The sequence below is a fragment of the Oceanobacillus sp. FSL K6-0118 genome (assembly GCF_038006665.1).
Taxonomy (GTDB): domain Bacteria; phylum Bacillota; class Bacilli; order Bacillales; family Amphibacillaceae; genus Oceanobacillus; species Oceanobacillus caeni.
Genome location: NZ_JBBOVR010000001.1, coordinates 2011047 through 2033276 on the forward strand (window position 1 = coordinate 2011047; position 22230 = coordinate 2033276).

General features: G+C 34.6%; 22 protein-coding genes. 17 read left to right on the forward strand and 5 right to left on the reverse strand.

Going from position 1 to position 22230, the window contains the following annotated elements:
- Nucleotides 1-39 precede the first annotated feature (39 nt).
- The 3 genes from MHI02_RS10360 to glnA all read left to right on the forward strand — a co-directional run bounded on the left by MHI02_RS10360 (nt 40) and on the right by glnA (nt 3171).
- On the forward strand, nt 40-1284 hold the full coding sequence (locus MHI02_RS10360; RefSeq protein WP_060668848.1) for a methionine gamma-lyase family protein: 1245 nt from the start codon (nt 40-42) through the stop codon (nt 1282-1284).
- 106 nt (nt 1285-1390) lie between these two features.
- Nucleotides 1391-1765 (forward strand): MerR family transcriptional regulator, encoded by a 375-nt coding sequence (locus MHI02_RS10365; RefSeq protein WP_047186141.1) that lies wholly within the window; start codon nt 1391-1393, stop codon nt 1763-1765.
- Nucleotides 1766-1836: 71 nt separating this feature from the next.
- Complete coding sequence (gene glnA / locus MHI02_RS10370; RefSeq protein ID WP_341165882.1) at nt 1837-3171, forward strand: type I glutamate--ammonia ligase; 1335 nt, start codon at nt 1837-1839, stop codon at nt 3169-3171.
- 40 nt (nt 3172-3211) lie between these two features.
- Here the strand turns inward: glnA and lexA are convergent, their stop codons facing one another.
- Entirely contained in the window at nt 3212-3835 is a 624-nt protein-coding gene (gene lexA / locus MHI02_RS10375; protein WP_047186120.1) for a transcriptional repressor LexA, read from the reverse strand.
- Between the two features lie 274 nt (nt 3836-4109).
- Here lexA and MHI02_RS10380 point away from each other — a divergent pair, with 274 nt between their 5' ends.
- The 7 genes from MHI02_RS10380 to MHI02_RS10410 all read left to right on the forward strand — a co-directional run bounded on the left by MHI02_RS10380 (nt 4110) and on the right by MHI02_RS10410 (nt 10001).
- Complete coding sequence (locus MHI02_RS10380; protein WP_047186121.1) at nt 4110-4748, forward strand: YneB family resolvase-like protein; 639 nt, start codon at nt 4110-4112, stop codon at nt 4746-4748.
- A 103-nt stretch (nt 4749-4851) separates the two neighbouring features.
- Entirely contained in the window at nt 4852-5085 is a 234-nt protein-coding gene (locus MHI02_RS10385) for a DUF896 domain-containing protein (protein WP_047186122.1), read from the forward strand.
- Between the two features lie 116 nt (nt 5086-5201).
- Nucleotides 5202-7202, forward strand: a complete 2001-nt coding sequence (tkt, locus tag MHI02_RS10390) for a transketolase (protein WP_047186123.1) — start codon at nt 5202-5204, stop codon at nt 7200-7202.
- Nucleotides 7203-7428: 226 nt separating this feature from the next.
- Nucleotides 7429-7887, forward strand: a complete 459-nt coding sequence (gene sirA, locus MHI02_RS10395; RefSeq protein WP_047186124.1) for a sporulation inhibitor of replication protein SirA — start codon at nt 7429-7431, stop codon at nt 7885-7887.
- 44 nt (nt 7888-7931) lie between these two features.
- Nucleotides 7932-8156, forward strand: a complete 225-nt coding sequence (locus tag MHI02_RS10400; RefSeq protein ID WP_047186125.1) for a YneF family protein — start codon at nt 7932-7934, stop codon at nt 8154-8156.
- 393 nt (nt 8157-8549) lie between these two features.
- Nucleotides 8550-9254 carry a cytochrome c biogenesis CcdA family protein gene (locus MHI02_RS10405; RefSeq protein ID WP_341165883.1) on the forward strand — a complete coding sequence of 235 codons (705 nt, stop codon included), beginning with the start codon at nt 8550-8552 and terminating at the stop codon, nt 9252-9254.
- A 282-nt stretch (nt 9255-9536) separates the two neighbouring features.
- Nucleotides 9537-10001 carry a CcdC family protein gene (locus MHI02_RS10410; protein WP_145524068.1) on the forward strand — a complete coding sequence of 155 codons (465 nt, stop codon included), beginning with the start codon at nt 9537-9539 and terminating at the stop codon, nt 9999-10001.
- Between the two features lie 13 nt (nt 10002-10014).
- On the opposite strand, the gene MHI02_RS10415 is transcribed toward MHI02_RS10410, so the two are convergent.
- The gene (locus MHI02_RS10415) at nt 10015-10488 is read right to left on the reverse strand and encodes a DUF2621 family protein (protein WP_047186127.1); all 474 of its coding nucleotides are present in this window, start codon (nt 10486-10488) and stop codon (nt 10015-10017) included.
- A 241-nt stretch (nt 10489-10729) separates the two neighbouring features.
- Here MHI02_RS10415 and MHI02_RS10420 point away from each other — a divergent pair, with 241 nt between their 5' ends.
- The 3 genes from MHI02_RS10420 to MHI02_RS10430 all read left to right on the forward strand — a co-directional run bounded on the left by MHI02_RS10420 (nt 10730) and on the right by MHI02_RS10430 (nt 15356).
- Nucleotides 10730-11878 (forward strand): ATP-binding protein, encoded by a 1149-nt coding sequence (locus tag MHI02_RS10420; RefSeq protein ID WP_244987060.1) that lies wholly within the window; start codon nt 10730-10732, stop codon nt 11876-11878.
- Between the two features lie 307 nt (nt 11879-12185).
- Nucleotides 12186-14906 carry an aconitate hydratase AcnA gene (gene acnA / locus MHI02_RS10425; protein ID WP_060669307.1) on the forward strand — a complete coding sequence of 907 codons (2721 nt, stop codon included), beginning with the start codon at nt 12186-12188 and terminating at the stop codon, nt 14904-14906.
- 327 nt (nt 14907-15233) lie between these two features.
- The gene (locus MHI02_RS10430) at nt 15234-15356 is read left to right on the forward strand and encodes an FbpB family small basic protein (RefSeq protein WP_244987059.1); all 123 of its coding nucleotides are present in this window, start codon (nt 15234-15236) and stop codon (nt 15354-15356) included.
- A gap of 245 nt (nt 15357-15601) precedes the next feature.
- Here MHI02_RS10430 and MHI02_RS10435 read toward each other — a convergent pair whose 3' ends face one another.
- Nucleotides 15602-17137, reverse strand: a complete 1536-nt coding sequence (locus tag MHI02_RS10435; protein WP_341165884.1) for a BCCT family transporter — start codon at nt 17135-17137, stop codon at nt 15602-15604.
- Between the two features lie 352 nt (nt 17138-17489).
- On the opposite strand from MHI02_RS10435, the gene tlp reads away from it, so the two are divergent.
- Entirely contained in the window at nt 17490-17711 is a 222-nt protein-coding gene (gene tlp, locus MHI02_RS10440) for a small acid-soluble spore protein Tlp (protein ID WP_379588428.1), read from the forward strand.
- A gap of 170 nt (nt 17712-17881) precedes the next feature.
- Nucleotides 17882-18193, forward strand: coding sequence for a hypothetical protein (locus MHI02_RS10445; RefSeq protein ID WP_060669304.1), 312 nt, complete (start codon nt 17882-17884; stop codon nt 18191-18193).
- Between the two features lie 21 nt (nt 18194-18214).
- On the opposite strand, the gene yidD is transcribed toward MHI02_RS10445, so the two are convergent.
- Nucleotides 18215-18469 carry a membrane protein insertion efficiency factor YidD gene (gene yidD / locus MHI02_RS10450; protein ID WP_047186472.1) on the reverse strand — a complete coding sequence of 85 codons (255 nt, stop codon included), beginning with the start codon at nt 18467-18469 and terminating at the stop codon, nt 18215-18217.
- Between the two features lie 37 nt (nt 18470-18506).
- A complete protein-coding gene (gene plsY / locus MHI02_RS10455; RefSeq protein ID WP_328149845.1) occupies nt 18507-19088 on the reverse strand; it encodes a glycerol-3-phosphate 1-O-acyltransferase PlsY in 582 nt (193 codons plus the stop codon).
- Nucleotides 19089-19417: 329 nt separating this feature from the next.
- Here plsY and MHI02_RS10460 point away from each other — a divergent pair, with 329 nt between their 5' ends.
- Both MHI02_RS10460 and parE read left to right on the forward strand, forming a co-directional pair.
- Nucleotides 19418-19837 carry a CoA-binding protein gene (locus MHI02_RS10460; protein ID WP_047186474.1) on the forward strand — a complete coding sequence of 140 codons (420 nt, stop codon included), beginning with the start codon at nt 19418-19420 and terminating at the stop codon, nt 19835-19837.
- A 427-nt stretch (nt 19838-20264) separates the two neighbouring features.
- On the forward strand, nt 20265-22223 hold the full coding sequence (parE, locus tag MHI02_RS10465; protein ID WP_257454777.1) for a DNA topoisomerase IV subunit B: 1959 nt from the start codon (nt 20265-20267) through the stop codon (nt 22221-22223).
- Nucleotides 22224-22230 lie beyond the last annotated feature (7 nt).

Genomic DNA, 22230 nt, shown 5'->3' on the forward strand with positions numbered 1-22230 from the left:
ATAAAATATTGGCAAGTTTTAGGTAAGGAGAATGGAGAAATGTTAGAAACACTAGTGAAACAAGCAGAGAAAGATTGTGAAGGTATTCATAAAAATATTCAGGAAATAGTGGAAGTGAATCAAAAAAGGGTGTTAGACGCTTTTGTAAAACATCGAATAAGTGATAGCCATTTCCAGTCAACAAGTGGTTACGGATACGATGATATGGGTAGAGAAGGATTAGAAGCGGTTTATGCTGAAGTATTTGGTGGAGAAGATGCACTCGTTAGACCGCAAATTGTTTCGGGTACACATGCTATAACTACGGCACTTTTTGGTCTATTACGCCCCGGAGATGAGCTTATCTATATTACTGGAAAGCCTTACGATACATTGGAAGAGGTAATCGGTATTAGGGGAGAGAATTCGGGTTCTTTAAAAGATTTTCATATCGACTATAATCAAGTATCCCTTACAAGAGAAGGAGGGATTGATTATGTTGGAGTAGAAAAAGCTATATCTGAAAAGACAAAAGTAATCGGTATACAGCGTTCAAAAGGATACGATGATAGACCGTCTTTCACGATTGCGGAAATTGAAGAGATGGTTCAGTTTGTCAAAGAAATTAATCCAAACTTAATTGTATTTGTAGACAATTGTTACGGGGAATTTGTGGAAGAAAAAGAACCCCTTCATGTTGGTGTAGATATTATGGCTGGTTCTTTAATCAAGAATCCAGGTGGCGGAATTGTCAGAGCGGGCGGGTACATAGTTGGAAAGCAAGAATTGGTTGAAAGCTGTGCGAATCGTTTAACGGCCCCAGGTCTTGGTAAAGAAACAGGTGCAACATTTAATATGCTACAGGAAATGTTTCAAGGATTCTTTCTGGCCCCTCATATCGTGGGAGAATCACTAAAAGGCGCTGTATTCACGTCAAGATTTTTAGAATTAGCAGGCCTTCAAACAGCACCTAATTATTTAGAAAAAAGAACGGATCTCATTCAGTCGGTAACATTTGAAGATGCGCAGCAAATGATCTCTTTTTGCCAAGCTATTCAGCGGAATTCACCAGTTAATTCTTATGTTACTCCATATCCAAGTGAAATGCCGGGATACGATGATGAGGTTATTATGGCAGCTGGTACTTTTATACAAGGGGCTAGTATTGAACTTTCTGCAGATGGACCAATAAGACCCCCTTATACAGCTTTTGTGCAAGGAGGTCTAACATATACTCACGTGAAAATTGCGATCATTGAATCTGTAAAAAGTTTAGTGAAAGCAGGGCATTTAATCGTAAAATAAACTTCATGTAAGGAAACCTAACATTCGATTGACACTAAACCTTACATCGTTTATACTTTAGTGAGTATTGGGGGTTATTTTATTGAATGATAAAGAGCGTCGTTCAATGCCTTTGTTTTCAATTGGTATCGTTATGAAATTAACGGAATTAACCGCTAGACAAATACGATATTATGAGGAGCATGGATTAGTTTTTCCAGAGAGAACAAAAGGGAACCAACGATTATTTTCTTTCAATGATGTGGATAGACTATTAGAAATTAAAGATCTTCTTGATAAGGGATTAAATTTAGCGGGGATTAAGCTAATGGTTGAAGAATCATCAAAAGAAGAGAAAGAAAAGAATGTAAAATCAAAGGATAACGATTTAAGTTTGAAAGAGTTACGAAAGATCTTAAGGAATGAATTGAAACACCCAGATAGACTCGGGCAAGTAAATTTAAGGCAAGGAGAGCTTTCAAGATTTTTTTCTAATCGTTAATGGTAAGTTTGTTTGAATTTTATTTGGCTAGTTATTATTTAATCTATTAACATGATGTAGGAGGACAACAGATGCCAAAATATACAAGAGAAGATGTAGTGAGACAAATTAAAGAAAATAATGTGAAGTTCATACGTTTACAATTCACAGATATGCTTGGAATAATTAAAAATGTGGAAATACCTTTAAGTCAATTAGAAAAAGCGCTAGATAATAAAATGATGTTTGATGGTTCATCTATTGAAGGCTTTGTACGTATTGAAGAATCGGATATGTATTTATACCCTGATTTAGATTCGTTTGTAGTTTTTCCGTGGACTTCTGAAAAAGGTAAAGTAGCACGTTTTATTTGTGATATTTACAAACCAGATGGAACACCATTTGAAGGGGATCCAAGATACAACCTTAAGCGCAATCTTAAGAAAATGGAAGAACTTGGTTTTGATGCTTTTAATATCGGTGCAGAGCCAGAATTTTTCCTATTCAAATTAGATGAAAAAGGGAATCCATCACTAGAATTAAATGACCAAGCAGGTTACTTTGATTTGGCTCCCACGGACTTAGGGGAAAACTGTCGCCGTGACATCGTTCTTGAATTAGAAGAAATGGGATTTGAAATTGAGGCTTCTCACCATGAGGGTGCACCAGGACAACATGAAATTGATTTTAAATATTCTGATGCTGTGAAACATGCGGATGATATACAAACTTTTAAATTAGTAGTTAAAACAATTGCTAGAAAACATAATTTGCATGCAACATTTATGCCTAAACCACTTTTCGGAGTAAATGGATCTGGAATGCACATTAATATGTCTTTATTTAAAAAAGGTGAAAATGTTTTTTATGACACAAAAGGGGATTTGGAGTTGAGTGAAACAGCATACCATTTCATGGCGGGTATTATTCAACATGCTACAGCCTTTACTGCGATTACAAACCCAACGATCAATTCCTATAAACGTTTGGTTCCTGGTTATGAGGCGCCATCTTATGTGGCATGGTCTGCATCAAATAGAAGCCCGTTATTACGTGTTCCGAATTCAAGAGGATTAAGTACGCGTCTTGAAGTCCGCAGTGTAGATCCTTCTGCAAATCCATATATGGCATTGTCCGTATTATTAGCTGCTGGACTATCAGGTATTGAAAATAAATTAACTCCTCCTACAGCAGTTGATAGAAATATTTATGTTATGTCGAAAGAAGAACGTGAAGAAGAAGGAATACTAGACTTACCAGTAACACTAAAAGGTGCATTAGATCTCTTGCAAAAAGATGAAGTAATTGTCGAGTCTCTAGGTGATCATTTATTTGAACACTTTGTTGAAGCGAAAGAGATTGAATGGGATATGTTCAGACTCCAAGTTCATCCTTGGGAAAGAGAACAGTATATGACTATATACTAATAGATAAAAAAAGAGAATCCGCGGATTCTCTTTTTTTGTCTTAATGTACATGTCGATACAGGCCGATAACCTTACCCAGTATACTTACATTTTTGTATAGTAGAGGTTCCATTGTTGCATTTTCTGGTTGTAAACGAATGTGATCTTTTTCTCTAAAAAATCGTTTTACGGTTGCTTCATTTTCCTCCGTCATTGCGACGACAATATCGCCATTATTAGCATTATTTTGTTGTTTAACAATAACCATATCCTTGTCTAAAATACCAGCCTCTATCATACTTTCTCCATCAATAATAAGGACAAATAAATTATCATCAGGACTTGCTGTTGAAGCTGGAATTGGAATATATTCTTCTATATTTTCAATTGCTGTAATTGGTACACCCGCTGTGACTTTCCCTATGACGGGTGCATAACGAGCTTCATCTTTTGGAATATTACTATCTTCTGATTGAGCTAAAATTTCAATTGCCCTAGGTTTAGTAGGATCTCTTCTAATATAACCCTTGCTTTCTAATCTTTCTAAATGGCCATGAACGGTAGAACTTGACGCAAGCCCTACCGCTAAAGCTATTTCCCGAACGGAAGGTGGATAACCTTTTTTAGTTACTTCATCTTTTATAAAATCAAGAATCATTTGTTGTCTATTAGAAAGTTTTGTCATCTATTACTCACCTCGCACATAATATTTTAATAATGATAGTTTACCATTATTAACTAATTTAAGCAAACACTCGTTCGAACAAATAGTTGACAAGACCGTATGTTCGTGTGATAATAGATCTAACAAACGAACAAAGGTTCTGTTATTAGGTAGGAGGACAATTTATGTTTGGGAAGATAACGAAAACGGATCTTTTTTATTTAATTTCATTTGGTTTAACGTTAGGATTTATATATATTTCTATTATAATTAGTGTATAGGTAGGTAGTGGTCAATGAAAGCTATTATATATTGTCGTGTTAGTACAGATAAAATGACACAAGAAACGTCGCTAAGTCGTCAAAAAGATGAATTACTTAAATTAGCAGGTAGATATCAAATGGAAGTTATCGATTGTATAGAGGAAAAGGCTAGTGGATATGAAATAAACAGAGATGGAATTTTTGCGATGTTAGAATTTTTTTCTGAAGAGAAAGCAGATTGTTTATTGATACAGGATGAGACTAGACTAGGAAGAGGAAATACGAAGATTGCATTATTCCATCAACTACATAAGTTAAAAATACCTATTTACACTGCCATTCATGACGGAGAATTAGAATTGTCAGAATCGGATTCTATGGTTTTACAAATAGTGGGTATTGTAGAGGAGTATCAAAGAAAGATTCATAATGCTAAGATAAAAAGAGGAATGAAAAGGGCAATCGAAAAAGGGTACAATCCCTCTAAAAATCTATCAAATCAACATAAAGCAATTGGTAGAGAAAGATTAGAGTTTCCGATTGAAGAAGTAGTTAGATTAAGACAAAATAATTTAACCTTTGAGGAAATTACAAAAACACTTAATGGGATGGGTTTTCATGTATCCAAAGCAACTGTTCATAGAAGATATCAAGAGTACCAAAATACTTGAATATGTTCATATGGAATAGTAAGATTTATGGCAAGAACTTACTTAAAAGTGCGAGTTCAATAAGGTTCTTGTCTTTATTTAAATAGAAAGGAAAACATTTTATATGCTTTCAAAAGAAAAATTAAATCGTATCAATGAATTAGCTAGGAAATCAAAGAGTACAGGACTGACTGAGGAAGAGGCAAAAGAGCAGAAAGAACTTCGTGAAGATTATTTAAAAAACGTCAGAAGCTCTTTTAAAAATCATATGAAATCAATGACGGTAATCGATCCTAAAGGAAACGATGTAACTCCGAAGAAAGTTAGAGAGCTGCAAGAGAGAAATAGAAAACATTAATCATTCGATAGAGGGAATTAGAAAGAATAATTTGTTTGAGAAATAAACTAACTTCACTTGTGACATACTAACATAGAATATGTTGGAGACATTTTCATTAGTGAAAGGAGTTAAATATTTTGTCAAACGTGGAAAAATTATCAATTAACACGATTCGTACATTATCTATCGATGCAATAGAAAAAGCTAATTCCGGACACCCTGGGTTACCTATGGGAGCAGCTCCAATGGCATATACGCTATGGACAGATTTTATGAACCATAATCCAAAGAACTCAAAATGGTTTAATCGTGATCGTTTTGTATTATCGGCGGGTCATGGTTCTATGCTTTTATATAGCCTACTTCATTTATCTGGATATGATGTTTCTATGGAAGATCTCAAGCAATTTCGTCAATGGGGTTCAAAAACACCTGGGCATCCCGAAGTTCATCATACTGATGGAGTAGAGGCAACAACAGGGCCTTTAGGACAAGGAATTGCAATGTCTGTAGGGATGGCAATGGCAGAAGCGCATTTAGCTAGTAAGTTTAATAAGCAGGACATAGCTATTGTGGACCACTATACTTATGCACTTATTAGTGATGGGGATTTAATGGAAGGCATCTCCCATGAAGCTGCTTCATTAGCTGGTCATCTTAGATTGGGGAAACTGATTGCGCTGTATGATTCAAATGAAATCTCATTAGACGGTGATTTACATAAATCATTCTCTGATAATACAGAACAGCGTTTTAAAGCTTACGGTTGGCAAGTTCTTCGGGTGGAAGATGGAAATGATATTAAACAAATTCGAAATGCAATAAAAGAAGCACAAGCAAATAAAGAACAACCAACTCTTATTGAGGTAAGAACTGTAATTGGATATGGGTCACCAAACAAATCAGCATCTGCTGCTTCTCACGGAGCTCCGCTTGGTGTAGACGAAGTTAAATTAACAAAGGAATTTTATGAATGGACCCATGATGATTTTCATGTACCTGAAGAAGTTTATGCTGATTTTAATGAAAAGATTGTAAAAAATGGTTCAAATAAAGAAGCGGAATGGAATGAATTATTAAGTTCTTATAAAGAAAAATATCCTGAATTAGCTAAGGAGTTAGAGTTTGTTCTAAATGACAAGTTGCCAGATGGATGGGAAAAATCTCTTCCCGTATATGAAACAGGTTCATCTCTTGCTTCACGAGCATCGTCAGGAGAAGTATTAAATGCCATATCAAAATCTGTTCCTCATTTCTTTGGTGGTAGCGCGGATTTAGCGGGTTCAAATAAAACATATATGAACGATGAAAAAGATTTCTCAAGGAATAATTACTCTGGAAGAAATATTTGGTTCGGAGTACGTGAACATGCTATGGGAGCTGCTTTAAATGGGATGGCTCTACACGGTGGTTTAAAAGTATATGGTGGTACATTCTTTGTATTCAGTGATTATTTGAGACCATCTATTCGCCTTGCATCCATCATGAATACGCCTGTCACTTATGTATTTACTCATGATTCTATTGCGGTTGGCGAAGATGGACCAACACATGAACCAATTGAGCAATTGGCGTCCTTAAGAGCTATGCCTGGATTATCTGTTATTAGACCCGCAGATGGGAATGAGGTGCAAGCAGCATGGCGTTTAGCGCTTGAATCAACTGACAGACCAACAGCACTTGTCCTTTCAAGACAAAATCTTCCTACACTGAAGGGAACGAAAGAAGCCGCATATGAGGGTGTGAAAAAAGGTGCTTATATTGTAAGCAAGGCCGAAAATGAAACTCCTGATGCGCTACTTCTTGCAACTGGTTCAGAAGTGTCACTTGCAGTTGAAGCTCAAAAGGTTCTTAAAGGAAAAGATATAGATGTAAGTGTTGTAAGTATGCCATCATGGGATCGATTTAATGAACAGGATGAAGCTTATAAAAATGAAGTGATTCCTCCACAAGTAAAAAATCGTGTTTCTATTGAAATGGCATCTCCACTGGGTTGGCATAAATATGTTGGAGATAATGGGATTGTGTTGGCTATTGATAAATTTGGTGCCTCAGCGCCCGGGGAAAAAGTAATCGAAGAGTATGGGTTTACAGTTGAAAATGTAGTGAAACATGTGGAAGCACTTGTCAAATAATATTAAAGAGAAGGTTCTTGCGGAAAGGGCCTTCTCCCTGATAATTTTCCGTTCCATTTTATTTTCGAATACCTCTTTAAACAGGTTGATCAGGAAATAGAATCCTCATAAATATAGTATTTCTAAATAAGTTACCCCCTCGACAAAACTAGTGATAGTTTGCATCTTAATGTGACAGAATTCTTATCGCTTGATCCGTATAATAGGATTAAAGGGAGGCATTAAGATGTATGATTACTCTATTTATTGGATTAAACAAGAAGTAGCAAACCATTATTTCCATAAAAGTGATATATTGTACCGCTTCTTCGAGGAATATCGTTATAATAAAAATCGAATAGATTTAAGAAGGCAATTTTTATATATTACAAAAAGTATCGAAAAAGATATCTTTATTTCTATATTAAAATATAATTTGAAAGATGACGTTCATATAAATCAAAATGATTCTATTATTGAATTATATAATAATAGATACTTTATTTCTTTACATATTGAACAAAAACAATTAAAATTTCGAAGTAGATCACTTCAAGATGCAGAAGAAATATTATTTCCTATATTACGGCTAATCCATCCACTATTTTTTGTTGTAGGACATACAAATCAAAAGTACGGCTGGATTTCTCCTATTAGATTCCCAAGAAATATTGAAAGGAATCAAGTATTGTATTCTTGTCGTTGATTTAATATACTGTATAAGAGACAACACGAAGGAGGAAACTTATCATGGCTACTATATGGGTCGTACTAATTGCTATAGCAGCGTTAATAGCTGGTGTTGCTCTTGGTTTTTTCCTTGCAAGGAAATATATGATGGATTACTTGAAAAAGAATCCTCCGATTAATGAGCAAATGCTTCGTACGTTAATGATGCAGATGGGCCAAAAACCATCGCAAAAGAAAATTAATCAAATGATGCGTGCAATGAACAATCAAATGGATAAGAATTAATTGATCATTTTAGATTGAAAGTGTTTATCCCACCTAAACGAGCAGTAAGACTTCCACCATCCACCATAAGCTTCTGAGGAATAAAGAAGGTGGGTGAGATATCAACTGCCCGTAAAGGTACGATAAGTGCGACTAACCATCAGTGGGGGATGAAGGAACCCCCACTGATGGCAGTCTTCTTTATCAGCGTCAATTATCCTAATACTTTTTGGACTTATTTGGTTAATTTTTTAAGAGAACCACTCTTTCTTTTTAAGTAAGTAGAAAGGGTGGTTTTTAATATGTATATCGTTAGTAAATACCAAGTTTTCAAATATTTATCCTTGTTTTGTCATATTTGACTACATTGTTACTGAGACAATTTGATAAACTAATGAAAAGGAGGATTTTTCTATGTCGGAAATTAATGTTTTCCTTGCTTTCGGTGCGGGGTTTCTTTCGTTTGTTTCACCATGTGTTTTACCCTTATTTCCAGTGTTTTTATCGTATATTACCGGAATGAGTGTAAGTGAAATTAAAGATGAGAATAAAAGGTTAAACAAAAAGGCCTTTATTCATACAATCTTTTTCTTATTAGGATTTTCTAGTATTTTTATTATGATAGGTTTTACTTCAACCTTCATTTCTGATTTTCTTTTAACGTATCAGAATATCATTAGACAAATAGGTGCTATTTTAATCATCTTTTTTGGATTAGTAATCGTGGGAGTTTTTAATTTTAAGTTTTTAATGCAAGATAAAAAAATCACTTTTAAAAATCGTCCAACTGGATTTTTGGGTTCGTTCATTATAGGAATGGCATTTTCTTTAGGTTGGACACCATGTACAGGCCCGATATTAGCTATTGTCCTTTCGCTTGCTGCAACAAATCCTGAAGTTGGATTAATTATGATGGTAGCTTATATATTAGGTTTTTCAATTCCTTTTCTATTTTTAGCTTATTTTATTGGAAAACTAAATTGGATTAAAAAACATAGTCAACGATTAATAAAGATTGGTGGTTATGTTATGATATTTATTGGTATTGCACTTTTTTTTAACTGGATGACGAAACTCACTGCATTTTTGGCTGGAGTTTTTGGCTTCACAGGGTTTTAAAGGTTTTTATCACGTGGTATAATTTGTACGAGCTTTAAGTGCCTTAATAAGAAGATTTCTAAATCTAATGAAGCATGGATGGATTGGGAGTCGGTAAAGTCTAATATTCAAAGGGCATGGATGAAAACTTCACTAAAATAGTTCTGGTAATGATGAATACGTTTCAAAATATGCGAAATAAAACAAAGTTATCTAATATTACGTACGTTTTAGCTTAAGAGGTCATATTAATACTAAGAAAGCTTATTTATGAAAGCTTCGAGAGAGTGATGCTTTATGTCTATATTTTGGTTGATTTCTAGCACTATCGTTTTTGCAGGAATGGCCGTGTTTATGATTTTCATTCGATTAAAAGCTGCAAAAAGGCCAGCTTCTATAAAAAAAATAATTTTACCACCAATTATGATGAGTACAGGGGCTTGTATGTTTATCATTCCAGAATTTCGTGTGGAATGGCCACAAGTATTAGAAGCTCTAATTCTAGGAATAATTTTTTCTATATTTTTAATAAAGACTTCCAAATTTGAGGTGAAAGATTCTGAGGTGTATTTAACTCCGTCTCGAGCGTTCCCATTTATTTTATTTGGATTGCTTATTGTGAGACTAGTTGTTAAATTAATCATTGGAAGTTATATTTCATTTGGAGAAACGACAGGAATGTTCTTCTTATTGGCACTTGGGATGATTGTAACTTGGAGAATTGTAATGCTTTTTCAGTTTTTAAAAATTAGAAGAAGTATCGTATAAAAAAGCGACTAACTTATTTGTTAGTCGCTTTTTTATATTTTTCTTCCCAATTGTCTGCGTAGTCTTTTTTAGACAAATGAAATAGATATTCGTAAGGTTTAACATCTATTTCTTTTTCTTTTAGTTTTTTTCTTAAGAATTTATGATCGCGCTTTGGGGTTGCTAAGATATAGCCTTCTACTAAAACATCTTGATCAATAATATTTTTTCCTTTTTTTAATGCTACTTCTCCAATTTTACTTGCAATACTCTGTTTTGCCACATCACGAAACAGTTCAGGGACAGGAGATACTAACTCATTTAATAAATCTTTTTCTTCTTCCTTCCACATATGTTTTGTTTGATTGAGATAATGTAATTCCCAATCCATTATTGATTTTCCATCTGTTTTTGGCAGTTGTTTCAAAAATTTGCGAAACATAAAAAATCCACCAATTCCAAGCAAAGTAATAAGCAGAACACCCCAACCAACTAATAGTAATCCCATAATTTCACCTTTTCTTGAATATTTTGTTCATTAAAAAAAATGAAGAAAGTGTATAAATTTTAAATACTTATTTTACTTTTAAAGGAAATATAGTATCATTACTTAATAGTACGAAATGACAAAAGGGTTTACAAATATAATTATAATATTCATAAATAAGACAAACAAGTATCATATTCGATAGATTCCTTCATATATATAAAAGAGAGATGTAAAAATAAAGGAAGAAGGGGAGGTTGCAATGGGTATTGAAAATGCGATAACTAACAAGCTAGATACAAATTCCTCAATGTCAAATGATAATACTAAGGTAGAAAATCAAGAACTTATTTCAAATTATTCCATGCTACCCTTATCAATATTTGATTGGATTGAAAGTAATCAAAATCAAATTATAGTCGTTTGTGATGAAAGAGGGAAAATTATTTTTGTTTCTAGCTCCGTTGAAAAATTATTAGAATACAACACAAAGGATGTATTAGGTAAGTATTGGTATCAGTTTTTAACGCGTGAAGAAAAGTGTTACATATCTGCTAACTATGAAGGAATTGAAAATAGGGAGCAAGCATTCATAATTAGTTTATACCACGAGAACGGAGGGAAAGTGATAACAGAATGTAGTCTTTGTAAGTTTGTGGAAGATCAAAAAATCTATTATGTTTCTCTATTGAATGATATTACGGAGCAAAAGGAAGCGGAGAAATTACTCATTCGATCGGAAAAGATGTCGATAGCAGGTCAACTTGCTGCTGGCGTTGCGCATGAAATACGAAACCCTTTAACATCCATAAAAGGCTTCTTGCAGTTATTGCAAGCGGGAATTAATCGTAACGAAGAATATTATAAAATTATGATTGAAGAAATAGAGAAGATGGAAAAAATCACTTCGGAATTGCTATTTATATCTAAACCACTAACTGATCTTAAACGACCGGAATCCTTACAAGAAATGGTCAATGACACGGTTAATCTTCTACAGACACAAGCCAAACTTAAAAATATCCAAATCATGGTGGAGCAACCAATTGTAGAATCCATTTATTGTGATAAGTCACAAATCAAACAAGTATTTTTAAATATCGTAAAAAATGCGATTGAAGCAATGGAAGAGCCTGGTAAAATTACAATTAGTGTTCAGAATACAAATGATTACGTCAATATACATATTTCAGATGAAGGTCCCGGAATCCCAGAGGAAATTTTACATAAATTGGGGGAACCTTTCTTTACAACGAAGCAAAATGGAACTGGACTAGGCATTATGATAAGTAAAAATATAATGGAAGATCATCATGGTTCATTGGAAATCTATAAAAATAAAGAAAAAGGTAGTACTTTTAAATTAAGTTTTCCAAAAGAATTGAAAAAGATATCTAATGATGTACCCTAAAGAATAAAGCTAGCTTTAGGGTGTTTTAATTTATCCCACCTAAAGCTTCTGGGGGAATAAGGAAGGGTAGTCTTCCGAGGTGGTATTAAAGAAAGTGAAAAAAATTATGCAAAGTGATAAGTTTTTCTTATCACTTTGCATAATTTTTTTATATAGGTTGACAAGCAATAAATATTTGTCTAATTGTCGTTAATCCGATAAGATAGAAATGTAAATAGATTTATATGATTATAGTTTGTAAGAATTTCATGTTTTCTTATCAAATGAACAAACTAGACAACGCGACAATTTAGAAAGGGGCAGAGATATGGGGAAAGACAACTTCAACTCAAAAAAACAGTTTAATTTGAATGGTAAAAAGTATAACTACTATGATTTAAAAGCTCTTGAAGAAGCAGGATTAGGTAGTATTAAACGTCTACCGTTTTCTATTCGTGTGTTATTAGAATCAGTTGTTCGCCAATTTGATGGACATCAGATTAAAGACGAACATGTAAAAGCGCTTACGAAGTGGGGGACCAAAGAAGGTGAAGGTGTAGATGTACCTTTTAAACCTTCCCGTGTAATTCTTCAAGACTTTACTGGTGTTCCAGCTGTTGTGGACCTCGCTTCCTTAAGAAAAGCAATGGTTGATTTAGGTGGTAAACCAGAGGAAATCAACCCGGAAGTACCAGTAGATTTAGTAATTGACCACTCCGTGCAAGTAGATCAATACGGAACTGCTAATGCACTTAAAGCAAACATGGATTTAGAATTTGAGCGCAATGCTGAACGTTATGAGTTTTTAAACTGGGCACAAAAAGCATTTAATAATTACCGTGCTGTACCACCAGCAACTGGTATTGTTCACCAAGTAAACTTAGAATATCTTGCTAACGTTGTTCATGGAATTGAAAACGAAAATGGTGAATATGATGCATACCCAGATACACTCGTAGGTACGGACTCTCATACTACTATGATTAACGGTTTAGGAGTACTTGGATGGGGTGTTGGTGGTATTGAGGCAGAAGCAGGGATGCTCGGACAACCATCTTATTTCCCATCACCAGAAGTTATTGGGGTTAAATTTACTGGAAGTTTCCCAAATGGAACTACAGCAACAGATTTAGCTCTTAAAGTAACTCAAGTATTACGTGAGAAAAATGTAGTAGGTAAATTTGTTGAGTATTTTGGACCTGGTTTGAAAGATATGCCACTAGCTGATCGTGCAACAATTGCGAATATGGCTCCGGAGTATGGTGCAACTTGTGGTTTCTTCCCTGTAGATTCTGAAACATTGAACTATTTACATCTAACAGGACGTAGTGAAGAACAAATTAACCTGGTTGAAAAATATTGTAAAGAAAATAACTTATGGTATTCTCCAGATCAAGCTGATCCAGAATATACTGATATTGTGGAAATCAATCTGTCTGAATTAGAACCGAACCTTTCTGGTCCTAAACGTCCACAAGACTTAATTCCTTTATCTCAGATGCAAAAAGAATTTAAGAAAGCAGTAACTGCACCTGAAGGTAACCAAGGATTCGGTATGGATAAATCAGAATTCGATAAAGAAGTAACAATCAGTAATCCTGATGGTTCTAAATCTGTTATGAAAACTGGTTCTATTGCAATTGCTGCAATTACTTCTTGTACGAACACATCTAACCCATATGTCATGTTAGGTGCTGGATTGGTTGCTAAAAAAGCTGTTGAAAAAGGGTTAAAAGTTCCTGGATATGTGAAAACATCTCTAGCTCCAGGTTCTAAAGTAGTTACTCGTTATTTAGCAGATGCTGGATTACAAGTTTATTTAGATAAGTTAGGTTTTAATTTGGTTGGTTACGGATGTACAACTTGTATCGGTAACTCAGGTCCATTACGTGAAGATATTGAGAAAGCGATTCAGGATAATGATTTACTTGCTTCTTCCGTATTATCAGGTAACCGAAACTTTGAAGGACGTATTCATCCGTTGGTAAAAGCTAACTATCTAGCTTCTCCACCACTTGTAGTTGCATATGCGCTTGCAGGAACGGTAGATATTAACTTAGCAAAAGATCCTATCGGTCAAGACGCTGACGGTAATGACGTTTACATGAATGATATTTGGCCTTCCATGCAAGAAATCAAAGAAGAAGTAGCAAAAGTTGTAACGCCAGAAATTTTCCGTAAAGAGTACGAAAATGTTTTCGATTCCAACGAAAAATGGAACGAAATTGCTACAACGGATGAACCATTATTCGAATGGGATGAAGATTCAACTTATATTCAAAATCCACCATTCTTTGAAGGTTTATCTAAAGAAGCTGGAACAGTGGAAAATTTAAATAATTTACGTGTCGTCGGTAAATTTGGTGATTCCGTAACAACGGACCATATCTCTCCAGCAGGTGCAATTGCTAAAGATATGCCAGCGGGTAAATACTTGCAAGAAAAGGGTGTTTCACCTCGTAACTTTAACTCTTATGGTTCTCGTCGTGGTAACCATGAAATCATGATGCGTGGAACATTTGCAAATATTCGTATTCGTAACCAAATTGCTCCTGGAACGGAGGGCGGCTATACAACTTATTGGCCAACCGAAGAAGTAATGCCTATTTATGATGCGGCTATGAAATATCAGGATGCTGGTATCGGTCTTGCAATTATAGCTGGTAAAGACTATGGCATGGGATCTTCTCGTGACTGGGCAGCAAAAGGTACAAATCTCTTAGGGATTAAAGTTGTTATTGCGGAAAGCTTCGAACGTATTCACCGTTCAAACCTAGTAATGATGGGAGTTCTTCCATTGCAATTCCAAAAAGGAGATAGTGCTGAGAAATTAGGTTTAAGTGGTAAAGAAACAATTAGTGTGGAAATCGGCGAAAATGTTAAACCACATGACCTAGTGAAAGTAACGGCAGTAGACGCAGAAACTGGTAAAGAAACTACTTTCGAAGCAATTGCGCGCTTTGATAGTGAAGTGGAAATTGATTACTATCGTCACGGTGGAATTCTTCAAATGGTATTACGTAATAAAGTTGCTCATGCACATGCTTAATAGGTATTTTAAAACACTCATACACAGGTTGTATGAGTGTTTTTTTAATATCAAAAGGAGCGTTTATCCCTCCTTAAGCTTCTAGGGAAACAAAGAAGATAGGTGGAGGATGAAGGAAATCTTCTTTTTTGGGGTTAAGTTCAAGTAAAAATAAATATATTAATTTTAAAGACAATTATAAAATTAAAAAGAAATGGCTATACTTCTATTTAATAGGTTGGAAGTATCAAACTTTCTTCCTGTATAAGGTCAACTATGGCGTTCACTAAGACTTTTGGGAGAATGCCAAGTTTTCTAAAAAGAATAAAGGGGTGAATTGCCATTTCTTTGAAAAAGAAGCTGAATTTTGAAGAATTGGTTCAGCAAAACCGAAGACAAATATTGGAAGATAAAGAGTTGTTAGATAAAATTGAACAAAGGTTAGAAGACAAATATAAAGAAGCAAAGTAATTTCCCCATCAGCCCCATAAAAAGGGCTTTTTTTGGTACCACCCCCAAAAGTTAAAGTAATAGTCAAACTTCTGGAAGTGGTTTCATTACATCTCTTATCCCACCTTAACGGGCAGTAAGACCCCCACCTCAAGCTTCTGAGGAAACAAAGAAGGTAGGTGGAGGATCAATTGCCCGTAAAGATTCGATAAGTGCGACTAACCCTCAGTGGAGGGGTGGAACCCCCCCACTGAGGGAAGTCTTCTTTATAGCGTTTCTTTCTTATGATTGTTATACAAATCTTTACATGCTTTAGGTGCTGTCCAAAACGTTGTGATTAACAAGAAGACAACAGGTACAGCTGTCACCACAATAAAGGATTGTAATGCATTGACACTTCCTTCGCCAATTGTAACTAAAACAATGGCAACTAGACCCATAACCAACGCATAAAAAGCTCTTAGCCAGCTTGGGGGATCCCCGTCACCTGTAATTGCCATAGAAATCGATAAAGCCATGGAGTCTGCTGTTGTTAATACGAAAATAACAGTAGCTAGTAGGAACAGGCATCCAAAAATCATTTTAAATGGTAATTGTTCCGTAATTGCTATCATGGCAGCAGGTGGCCCCGCGTCAGCTAATGCTGTTGATATAGAGCCAGGAAGATTTAATTCATGAAAAATTCCTGTCCCACCAACAACAGTAAACCAAAAAGTTGTAATAATTGGTGCGATGATTGCGACTGCTAAAACAAGTTCACGAATAGTACGTCCGCGTGAAATTCGAGCTGTAAAAACGGCCATGATAGGGCCATATCCTATAAACCAAGCAAAGAAAAAGACGGTCCACAAGCTAAGCCATTCTTTATCACCACGAAATGTGTTGAACGAAATAAAATCATTTATATAAAGACCAAACGCCTCAAAGAAATTATTAAAGATGAAAAATCCTTGACCGAACAATAGAATTCCAATGATTAATCCTAGTGCCAAGAGAACATTAAAGCTGGTTAAAAGCTGAATTCCTCTATGGATACCTGTTACAGCGGAGATAGCCGCGCCAACAACGATGACGATAATAATTATAATTTGAATGATTAAAGTATTAGGTAAACCAGTTAATGAATTTAATCCATAGCCTGTTTGTAAACCTAAGAATCCAATCGGTCCAATGGTTCCAGCAGCAACAGCAATAATGGAAAACGAATCAACAAGTGTTCCTAATATGCTTTTTTGCATGATTTTTTCGCCAAAAATCGGATATAACAATGATCTTGGTTTTAATGGCATGCCTTTATGATAATGGGCGTACATTAATACGATTGTACCTAATGTTCCGAGAATCGCCCATGATAGGAAACCCCAGTCGACGAAACTCGTTGCTAAAGCAGGTACAATCACTTCGAGTGTTCCATTTTCAATTCCTGAGAAATGAGGCGGTACAGTTATAAAATGGGATAAAGGTTCTGCAGCGGCCCAAAATATTCCACCGCCAGCTAAGAGTGTACACATAATCATACAAATCCATTTAAATGTACTCATTTCCGGTTTTTCCATATTACCTAGACGAATTTTTCCATATTTAGAAATTGCTAATCCTAGAGCAATGAAAAATGTAACTAATACAGTTAGTTGATAAATCATTCCAAAATAAGTAGCGGATATTCCAAATAAATAATCCACCGTATCTGCAACAAAGTCAGCATTAATAAACGCAATTATCACAAATAGTATTAGTGCACCACCACTTATAAAGAACGTTGGTAAATCTAGTGAAGCTGTTTTTCTTTTTGAATCTTCCATTATTGCTTTTCCTCCATCATGTTGTTTGTACTCTTGTCAGTTAGATGTTTGTTTATCCTCCTAAGCAAATTTTTATCTGCTAACTTAACAGAAAGTCCATAAAAATAAAATGATGGAATTATATCTCAATAACTGAAATATAATTCCACCGTTCTACACAATAAATTACTTTCTTAGCCTTGTCAATTTAAAATTCCTGTTTTTTCTACAATAAATTGCTTAATTTGAAGTGGGTTTTCTTCTTGTATTCACATTTCTTAGGTGTATGAAGCGCAACAGTTCTTACCGAAAAAATTCGTGTATAGATTATCTGTAGACAATAATACTAATGGATGAAAGGAGAGTGCTAATGATGCCTAAAAAACAACAATTTCAACCAAACCCAGACGATCGTAGTGATAACGTGGAAAAACTACAAAATATGATTGAAGATACGATTCAAAATATCGAGAAATCTGAAGAAACTCTTGAGAATGCAAGTGGCGAAGATAAACAACAAATTATGTCCAAAAACGAGCGAAGAGAAGAAGCCATAGAAGGATTTAGAGAAGAAATTAAAGATGAATACCAATAGTTAAATTTTTACGAAGGCACCTTTATTACGGTTAAAGGTGCTTTTTATATGTAAAGAATAAATTCACTTTCATATTTAATTCATGATAAAATAATTTGGAAAAGAAAACCTAATTTACTGGAGTTATTTTTTAATAAAAGCTTAGCATTGTATATAAAGGAGAATAACATATGGCATTTGGTATCAACAAAGAGGAACTAAAAGCTTGGAAGAAGACAGTGTCAAGTGGAAACATTGGTATTTTAACACATTTCTGGATGGATGATAGATTTCCGGATAGTTATTCCGTGACAAAAGTTGGTTGTACGAATATAGAAAAATTAACGAAATGGGGAGAACGATATGGATTAGACCCAAGATGGATACATAGAGATGAAAGATTCCCGCATTTTGATTTATTTGGGGAATATCAGAAGCAAGTATTAATGAACGAAAAACAGTGGGATCAATTAAAACGATTCAATTTAGATGAACAAAAATAAAAAAGACGATATAAAGGAAACTTATTTTTTCCTCTTATATCGTCTTTTTAAAGGACTTTCTATTTTTTCTGGGACATAGTCTACTCCGCCCGGGTGAAAGGGATGACATTTACTGATTCGTTTGATACTTAAATATGCTCCTTTTATCACTCCGAATTTTTGAAAGGCTTCTAAGCTATATGCTGAACAAGTAGGATAAAATCTACAAGTTGAAGGTGTGAAAGGACTAATGGCCTTTTGATAAAATTTAATTAAAAACATAAAGATGTATTTCATTACATTTCACCTGATTTATACATTTATAATTACAACATTACATCCACTTTATTTTAGGTTCTGTTCCATTTTTAATTCGTTTTAAATTTTCCCGATGTCGATAAAACACGAAAATAGTTAGAATTGATATAACAATAATTAAACCGATATCTTTGAAAAAAATGGATACTAATATAGTAACCACACCGGTTATCATGGAAGATAAAGAAACATATTTAGAAATATAAAGTGTTATAAGGAATGTTGTAACCATGATAATGAATAGTAAGGGATTGATGCCAAGTATAATTCCTGCTGAGGTTGCAACAGCTTTTCCACCTTTAAATTTAGCAAATAATGGATATGTATGACCAATAACTGCAAAAATACCAATAATTAGTCGATTTATTTCCGCATCAAAGAATAAAGGAATAAGAACGGCAATCGTTCCTTTTAATATATCAGATAGAGTAACTATAATTCCTGCTTTTTTACCTAATACGCGAAATGTATTCGTAGCACCTAAATTACCACTACCATGTTCACGAATATCTATTTTAAAGCCTAATTTTCCAACGATTAGAGCAGAGGGAATTGATCCTAGCACGTAAGCTATTAGTCCAAATAACACATATTCCATGAATCAGTCCTACTTTCCGTATGAAATATTAATTTAAAGCTAATCTTATTTTAGCACGAAATAGTCATTAATAAAGAGAAACTTTAGTACAGATAACGTAATGCCTGGTAAAATCACTATAAATACTGTCAAAAAGAAGGATGAAAAGGTCGAACAAATGCGACATGTCATTTTCACCGGACTTTTTTGAACAACCTTTATAGGGATGGAAATTAAATGAAAAATGATAGGTAACTATGCTATAGTAAAAAGGGACAACTATTAAGATAAATGAATGTAACTAGGAAGACAAGCATTTTTTTAAATATTTTATATAGGAGGATTATATAATGACGTGGGAAAATCCATCAAAAGAGGAACTAAAAGAAATTTTAGAAACTAAAAAAACAATTGCCGTAGTAGGCCTATCTGATAACCCTGAACGTACCTCATATCAGGTTTCTAAAATAATGCAAGAAAATGGATATCGAATTATTCCAGTAAATCCAACAGTAGATGAAGTTCTCGGAGAAAAAGCTTATGCTTCCTTAACAGATATACCTGAGGAATTTGACATTATCAATGTTTTTAGAAGACCAGAACATTTACCAGAAGTTGCAAAAGAAGCTGCCAAAACAAATGCACGTATATTTTGGGCTCAACAAGGAATCGTAAATCAAGAAGCATATGATTATTTAAAAGAGCGAGATTTTACCGTTATAATGGATTTATGTATTAAAGTCGTTCATGCTGTATTGGTCACAAAATAAAGAAAGAAAAAGGATGACTTCATTTATGTCATCCTTTTTTTATGCATTAATAAAAATAAAGAAGACTCCATTGGTTGAGGGGTTCCTTTTTCCCTACTAGTCGAAATTAGATTTTACACGAATTGAGCAGGCTTACAATCATTTTCGCAAGATTAATTCGGATGGAATATGCATGAAACATGAGTTTATAGTATACTTGTAATCACGTTCAATTTAAATGTTAATATTAAAAAGTAATTTTTACCCAAATTTACAACACGAAACATTTGTTCTATTATAATGTATAAGAAATGCGTGTTCAAAAAGGAGGATGAAAAGGACCAAGATCGGTAAATGCGAGTTCCTTAGTACCGAAGTGTCATTTTCACCGGATTTTTTGAACAACCTCTATAAGAATGTTCCAGATTTTGAGGGGAGAGAAAATTTATTGACTAAGCAATCTACTCAATATACAGATGATTCTATTCAGGTTTTAGAGGGCCTAGATGCTGTACGTAAAAGACCAGGAATGTATATTGGAAGTACAGACTCTAAAGGGCTTCATCACTTGGTATTTGAAATCGTTGATAACGCCGTTGACGAGGCTCTCTCAGGGTACGGTGACGAAATAGATGTAATCATTCATAAAGATAATAGTATTTCAGTAATTGATAAAGGACGAGGAATACCAACTGGCATGCACCGAACCGGTAAAACTACTCCAGAAGTTATATTTACCGTGTTACATGCTGGTGGGAAATTTGGACAAGGTGGATATAAATCCAGTGGTGGTTTACATGGAGTAGGTGCTTCTGTAGTAAATGCCTTATCGGAATGGTTTGAAGTAACGATTTATCGAGATGGACAAATCTTTTACCAACGTTTTGAAAAAGGTGGAAAACCAGTTGGAACACTTGAGAATAAGGGAACCACTAGGAAAACAGGGACCACGATTCACTTTAAACCAGATCCAACCATTTTTTCGACTACTACGTATGATTATGAGATTCTTTCAGAACGTTTACGGGAATCTGCTTTTTTATTAAAGGGACTTACCATTAAACTAAAAGATGAACGGAATGAAGGAAGAAATGATACGTTTCTTTATCCAAATGGAATCGAATCATTCGTGGATTACTTGAACGAGGAAAAGGATACATTACACCAAGTTGTTTCATTTGAAGGTGAAGACCAAGGGATTGAGGTAGAATTCGCCTTTCAATTTAACGATGGTTATACAGAAAATATGTTATCATTCGTAAACCATGTTCGTACGAAAGACGGAGGAACTCATGAATCAGGCGCAAGAACTGGTATAACGAGAACCTTTAATGATTATGCTAGAAGGGTTTCTTTATTAAAAGAAAAAGATAAAAATTTGGACGGATCTGATATTAGAGAAGGCATGTCTGCTATTATTTCTGTTCGAGTTCCTGAAGATAAGTTACAATTCGAAGGGCAAACAAAAGGAAAATTAGGGACAACGGAAGCAAGATCTGTAGCTGATGCTGTTGTTTCAGAACATCTAGCTTATTTCTTAGAAGAAAATGCTGATACAGCTAGTATGTTAATTAAAAAAGCCATTAAGGCTAAAGAAGCAAGAGAAGCGGCGAGAAAAGCTAGAGAAGAAGCACGTACAGGTAAAAAACGTAAACGTAAAGAAACAATTCTTAGTGGAAAGCTGACTCCCGCACAATCGAAGAACCCAAAACGAAATGAACTTTACTTAGTGGAGGGTGATTCTGCTGGTGGATCCGCGAAACAAGGTAGAGATCGAAAATTTCAAGCAGTACTTCCACTAAGAGGTAAAGTTATTAATACGGAGAAAGCTAAGCTTCAAGATGTATTTAAGAATGAAGAAATTTCAACGATCATTCATACAATTGGTGCAGGAGTCGGTACAGACTTTAATATAGAAGATGTTCAATATGATAAAGTAATCATTATGACAGATGCCGATACGGACGGTGCCCACATACAAGTTCTTTTACTTACCTTTTTCTACCGTTATATGCGCCCATTAATTGAGGCAGGTAAAGTATATATTGCATTGCCACCACTCTTTAAAATATCAAAGGGTAAAGGAAAGAATGAAAAAATAGCTTATGCCTGGAATGAAGATGAAATGAAAAACGCTGTTCGAGAATTTAAAAACGGCTATATGATTCAACGATACAAAGGTTTAGGTGAAATGAACGCGGATCAGCTATGGGAAACGACCATGTCTCCTGAAACCCGTACATTAATTCGGGTATCAATTGATGATTTAGCTCGTGCAGAACGACGTGTAACAACGTTAATGGGAGACAAGGTCGAGCCGAGAAGAAAATGGATTGAATCCCATGTAGAATTCGGTTTAGAAGAAGCTGATACGATATTGGAAAATGATAAAATTTCAAGGAATTAAGGGGGGA

What these genes read in the sequence shown, in the direction of transcription:
- MHI02_RS10405 (WP_341165883.1), top strand. Translation starts at nt 8,550, where the DNA reads ATGTCGGAAATTAATGTTTTCCTTGCTTTCGGTGCGGGGTTTCTTTCG.
- MHI02_RS10415 (WP_047186127.1), bottom strand. Translation starts at nt 10,488, where the DNA reads ATGGGATTACTATTAGTTGGTTGGGGTGTTCTGCTTATTACTTTGCTT.
- sirA (WP_047186124.1), top strand. Translation starts at nt 7,429, where the DNA reads ATGTATGATTACTCTATTTATTGGATTAAACAAGAAGTAGCAAACCAT.
- MHI02_RS10445 (WP_060669304.1), top strand. Translation starts at nt 17,882, where the DNA reads ATGGCATTTGGTATCAACAAAGAGGAACTAAAAGCTTGGAAGAAGACA.
- MHI02_RS10460 (WP_047186474.1), top strand. Translation starts at nt 19,418, where the DNA reads ATGACGTGGGAAAATCCATCAAAAGAGGAACTAAAAGAAATTTTAGAA.
- MHI02_RS10365 (WP_047186141.1), top strand. Translation starts at nt 1,391, where the DNA reads ATGCCTTTGTTTTCAATTGGTATCGTTATGAAATTAACGGAATTAACC.
- acnA (WP_060669307.1), top strand. Translation starts at nt 12,186, where the DNA reads ATGGGGAAAGACAACTTCAACTCAAAAAAACAGTTTAATTTGAATGGT.
- yidD (WP_047186472.1), bottom strand. Translation starts at nt 18,469, where the DNA reads ATGAAATACATCTTTATGTTTTTAATTAAATTTTATCAAAAGGCCATT.
- MHI02_RS10435 (WP_341165884.1), bottom strand. Translation starts at nt 17,137, where the DNA reads ATGGAAGATTCAAAAAGAAAAACAGCTTCACTAGATTTACCAACGTTC.
- MHI02_RS10400 (WP_047186125.1), top strand. Translation starts at nt 7,932, where the DNA reads ATGGCTACTATATGGGTCGTACTAATTGCTATAGCAGCGTTAATAGCT.
- MHI02_RS10360 (WP_060668848.1), top strand. Translation starts at nt 40, where the DNA reads ATGTTAGAAACACTAGTGAAACAAGCAGAGAAAGATTGTGAAGGTATT.
- MHI02_RS10380 (WP_047186121.1), top strand. Translation starts at nt 4,110, where the DNA reads ATGAAAGCTATTATATATTGTCGTGTTAGTACAGATAAAATGACACAA.
- plsY (WP_328149845.1), bottom strand. Translation starts at nt 19,088, where the DNA reads ATGGAATATGTGTTATTTGGACTAATAGCTTACGTGCTAGGATCAATT.
- MHI02_RS10420 (WP_244987060.1), top strand. Translation starts at nt 10,730, where the DNA reads ATGGGTATTGAAAATGCGATAACTAACAAGCTAGATACAAATTCCTCA.
- glnA (WP_341165882.1), top strand. Translation starts at nt 1,837, where the DNA reads ATGCCAAAATATACAAGAGAAGATGTAGTGAGACAAATTAAAGAAAAT.
- lexA (WP_047186120.1), bottom strand. Translation starts at nt 3,835, where the DNA reads ATGACAAAACTTTCTAATAGACAACAAATGATTCTTGATTTTATAAAA.
- tlp (WP_379588428.1), top strand. Translation starts at nt 17,490, where the DNA reads ATGCCTAAAAAACAACAATTTCAACCAAACCCAGACGATCGTAGTGAT.
- MHI02_RS10385 (WP_047186122.1), top strand. Translation starts at nt 4,852, where the DNA reads ATGCTTTCAAAAGAAAAATTAAATCGTATCAATGAATTAGCTAGGAAA.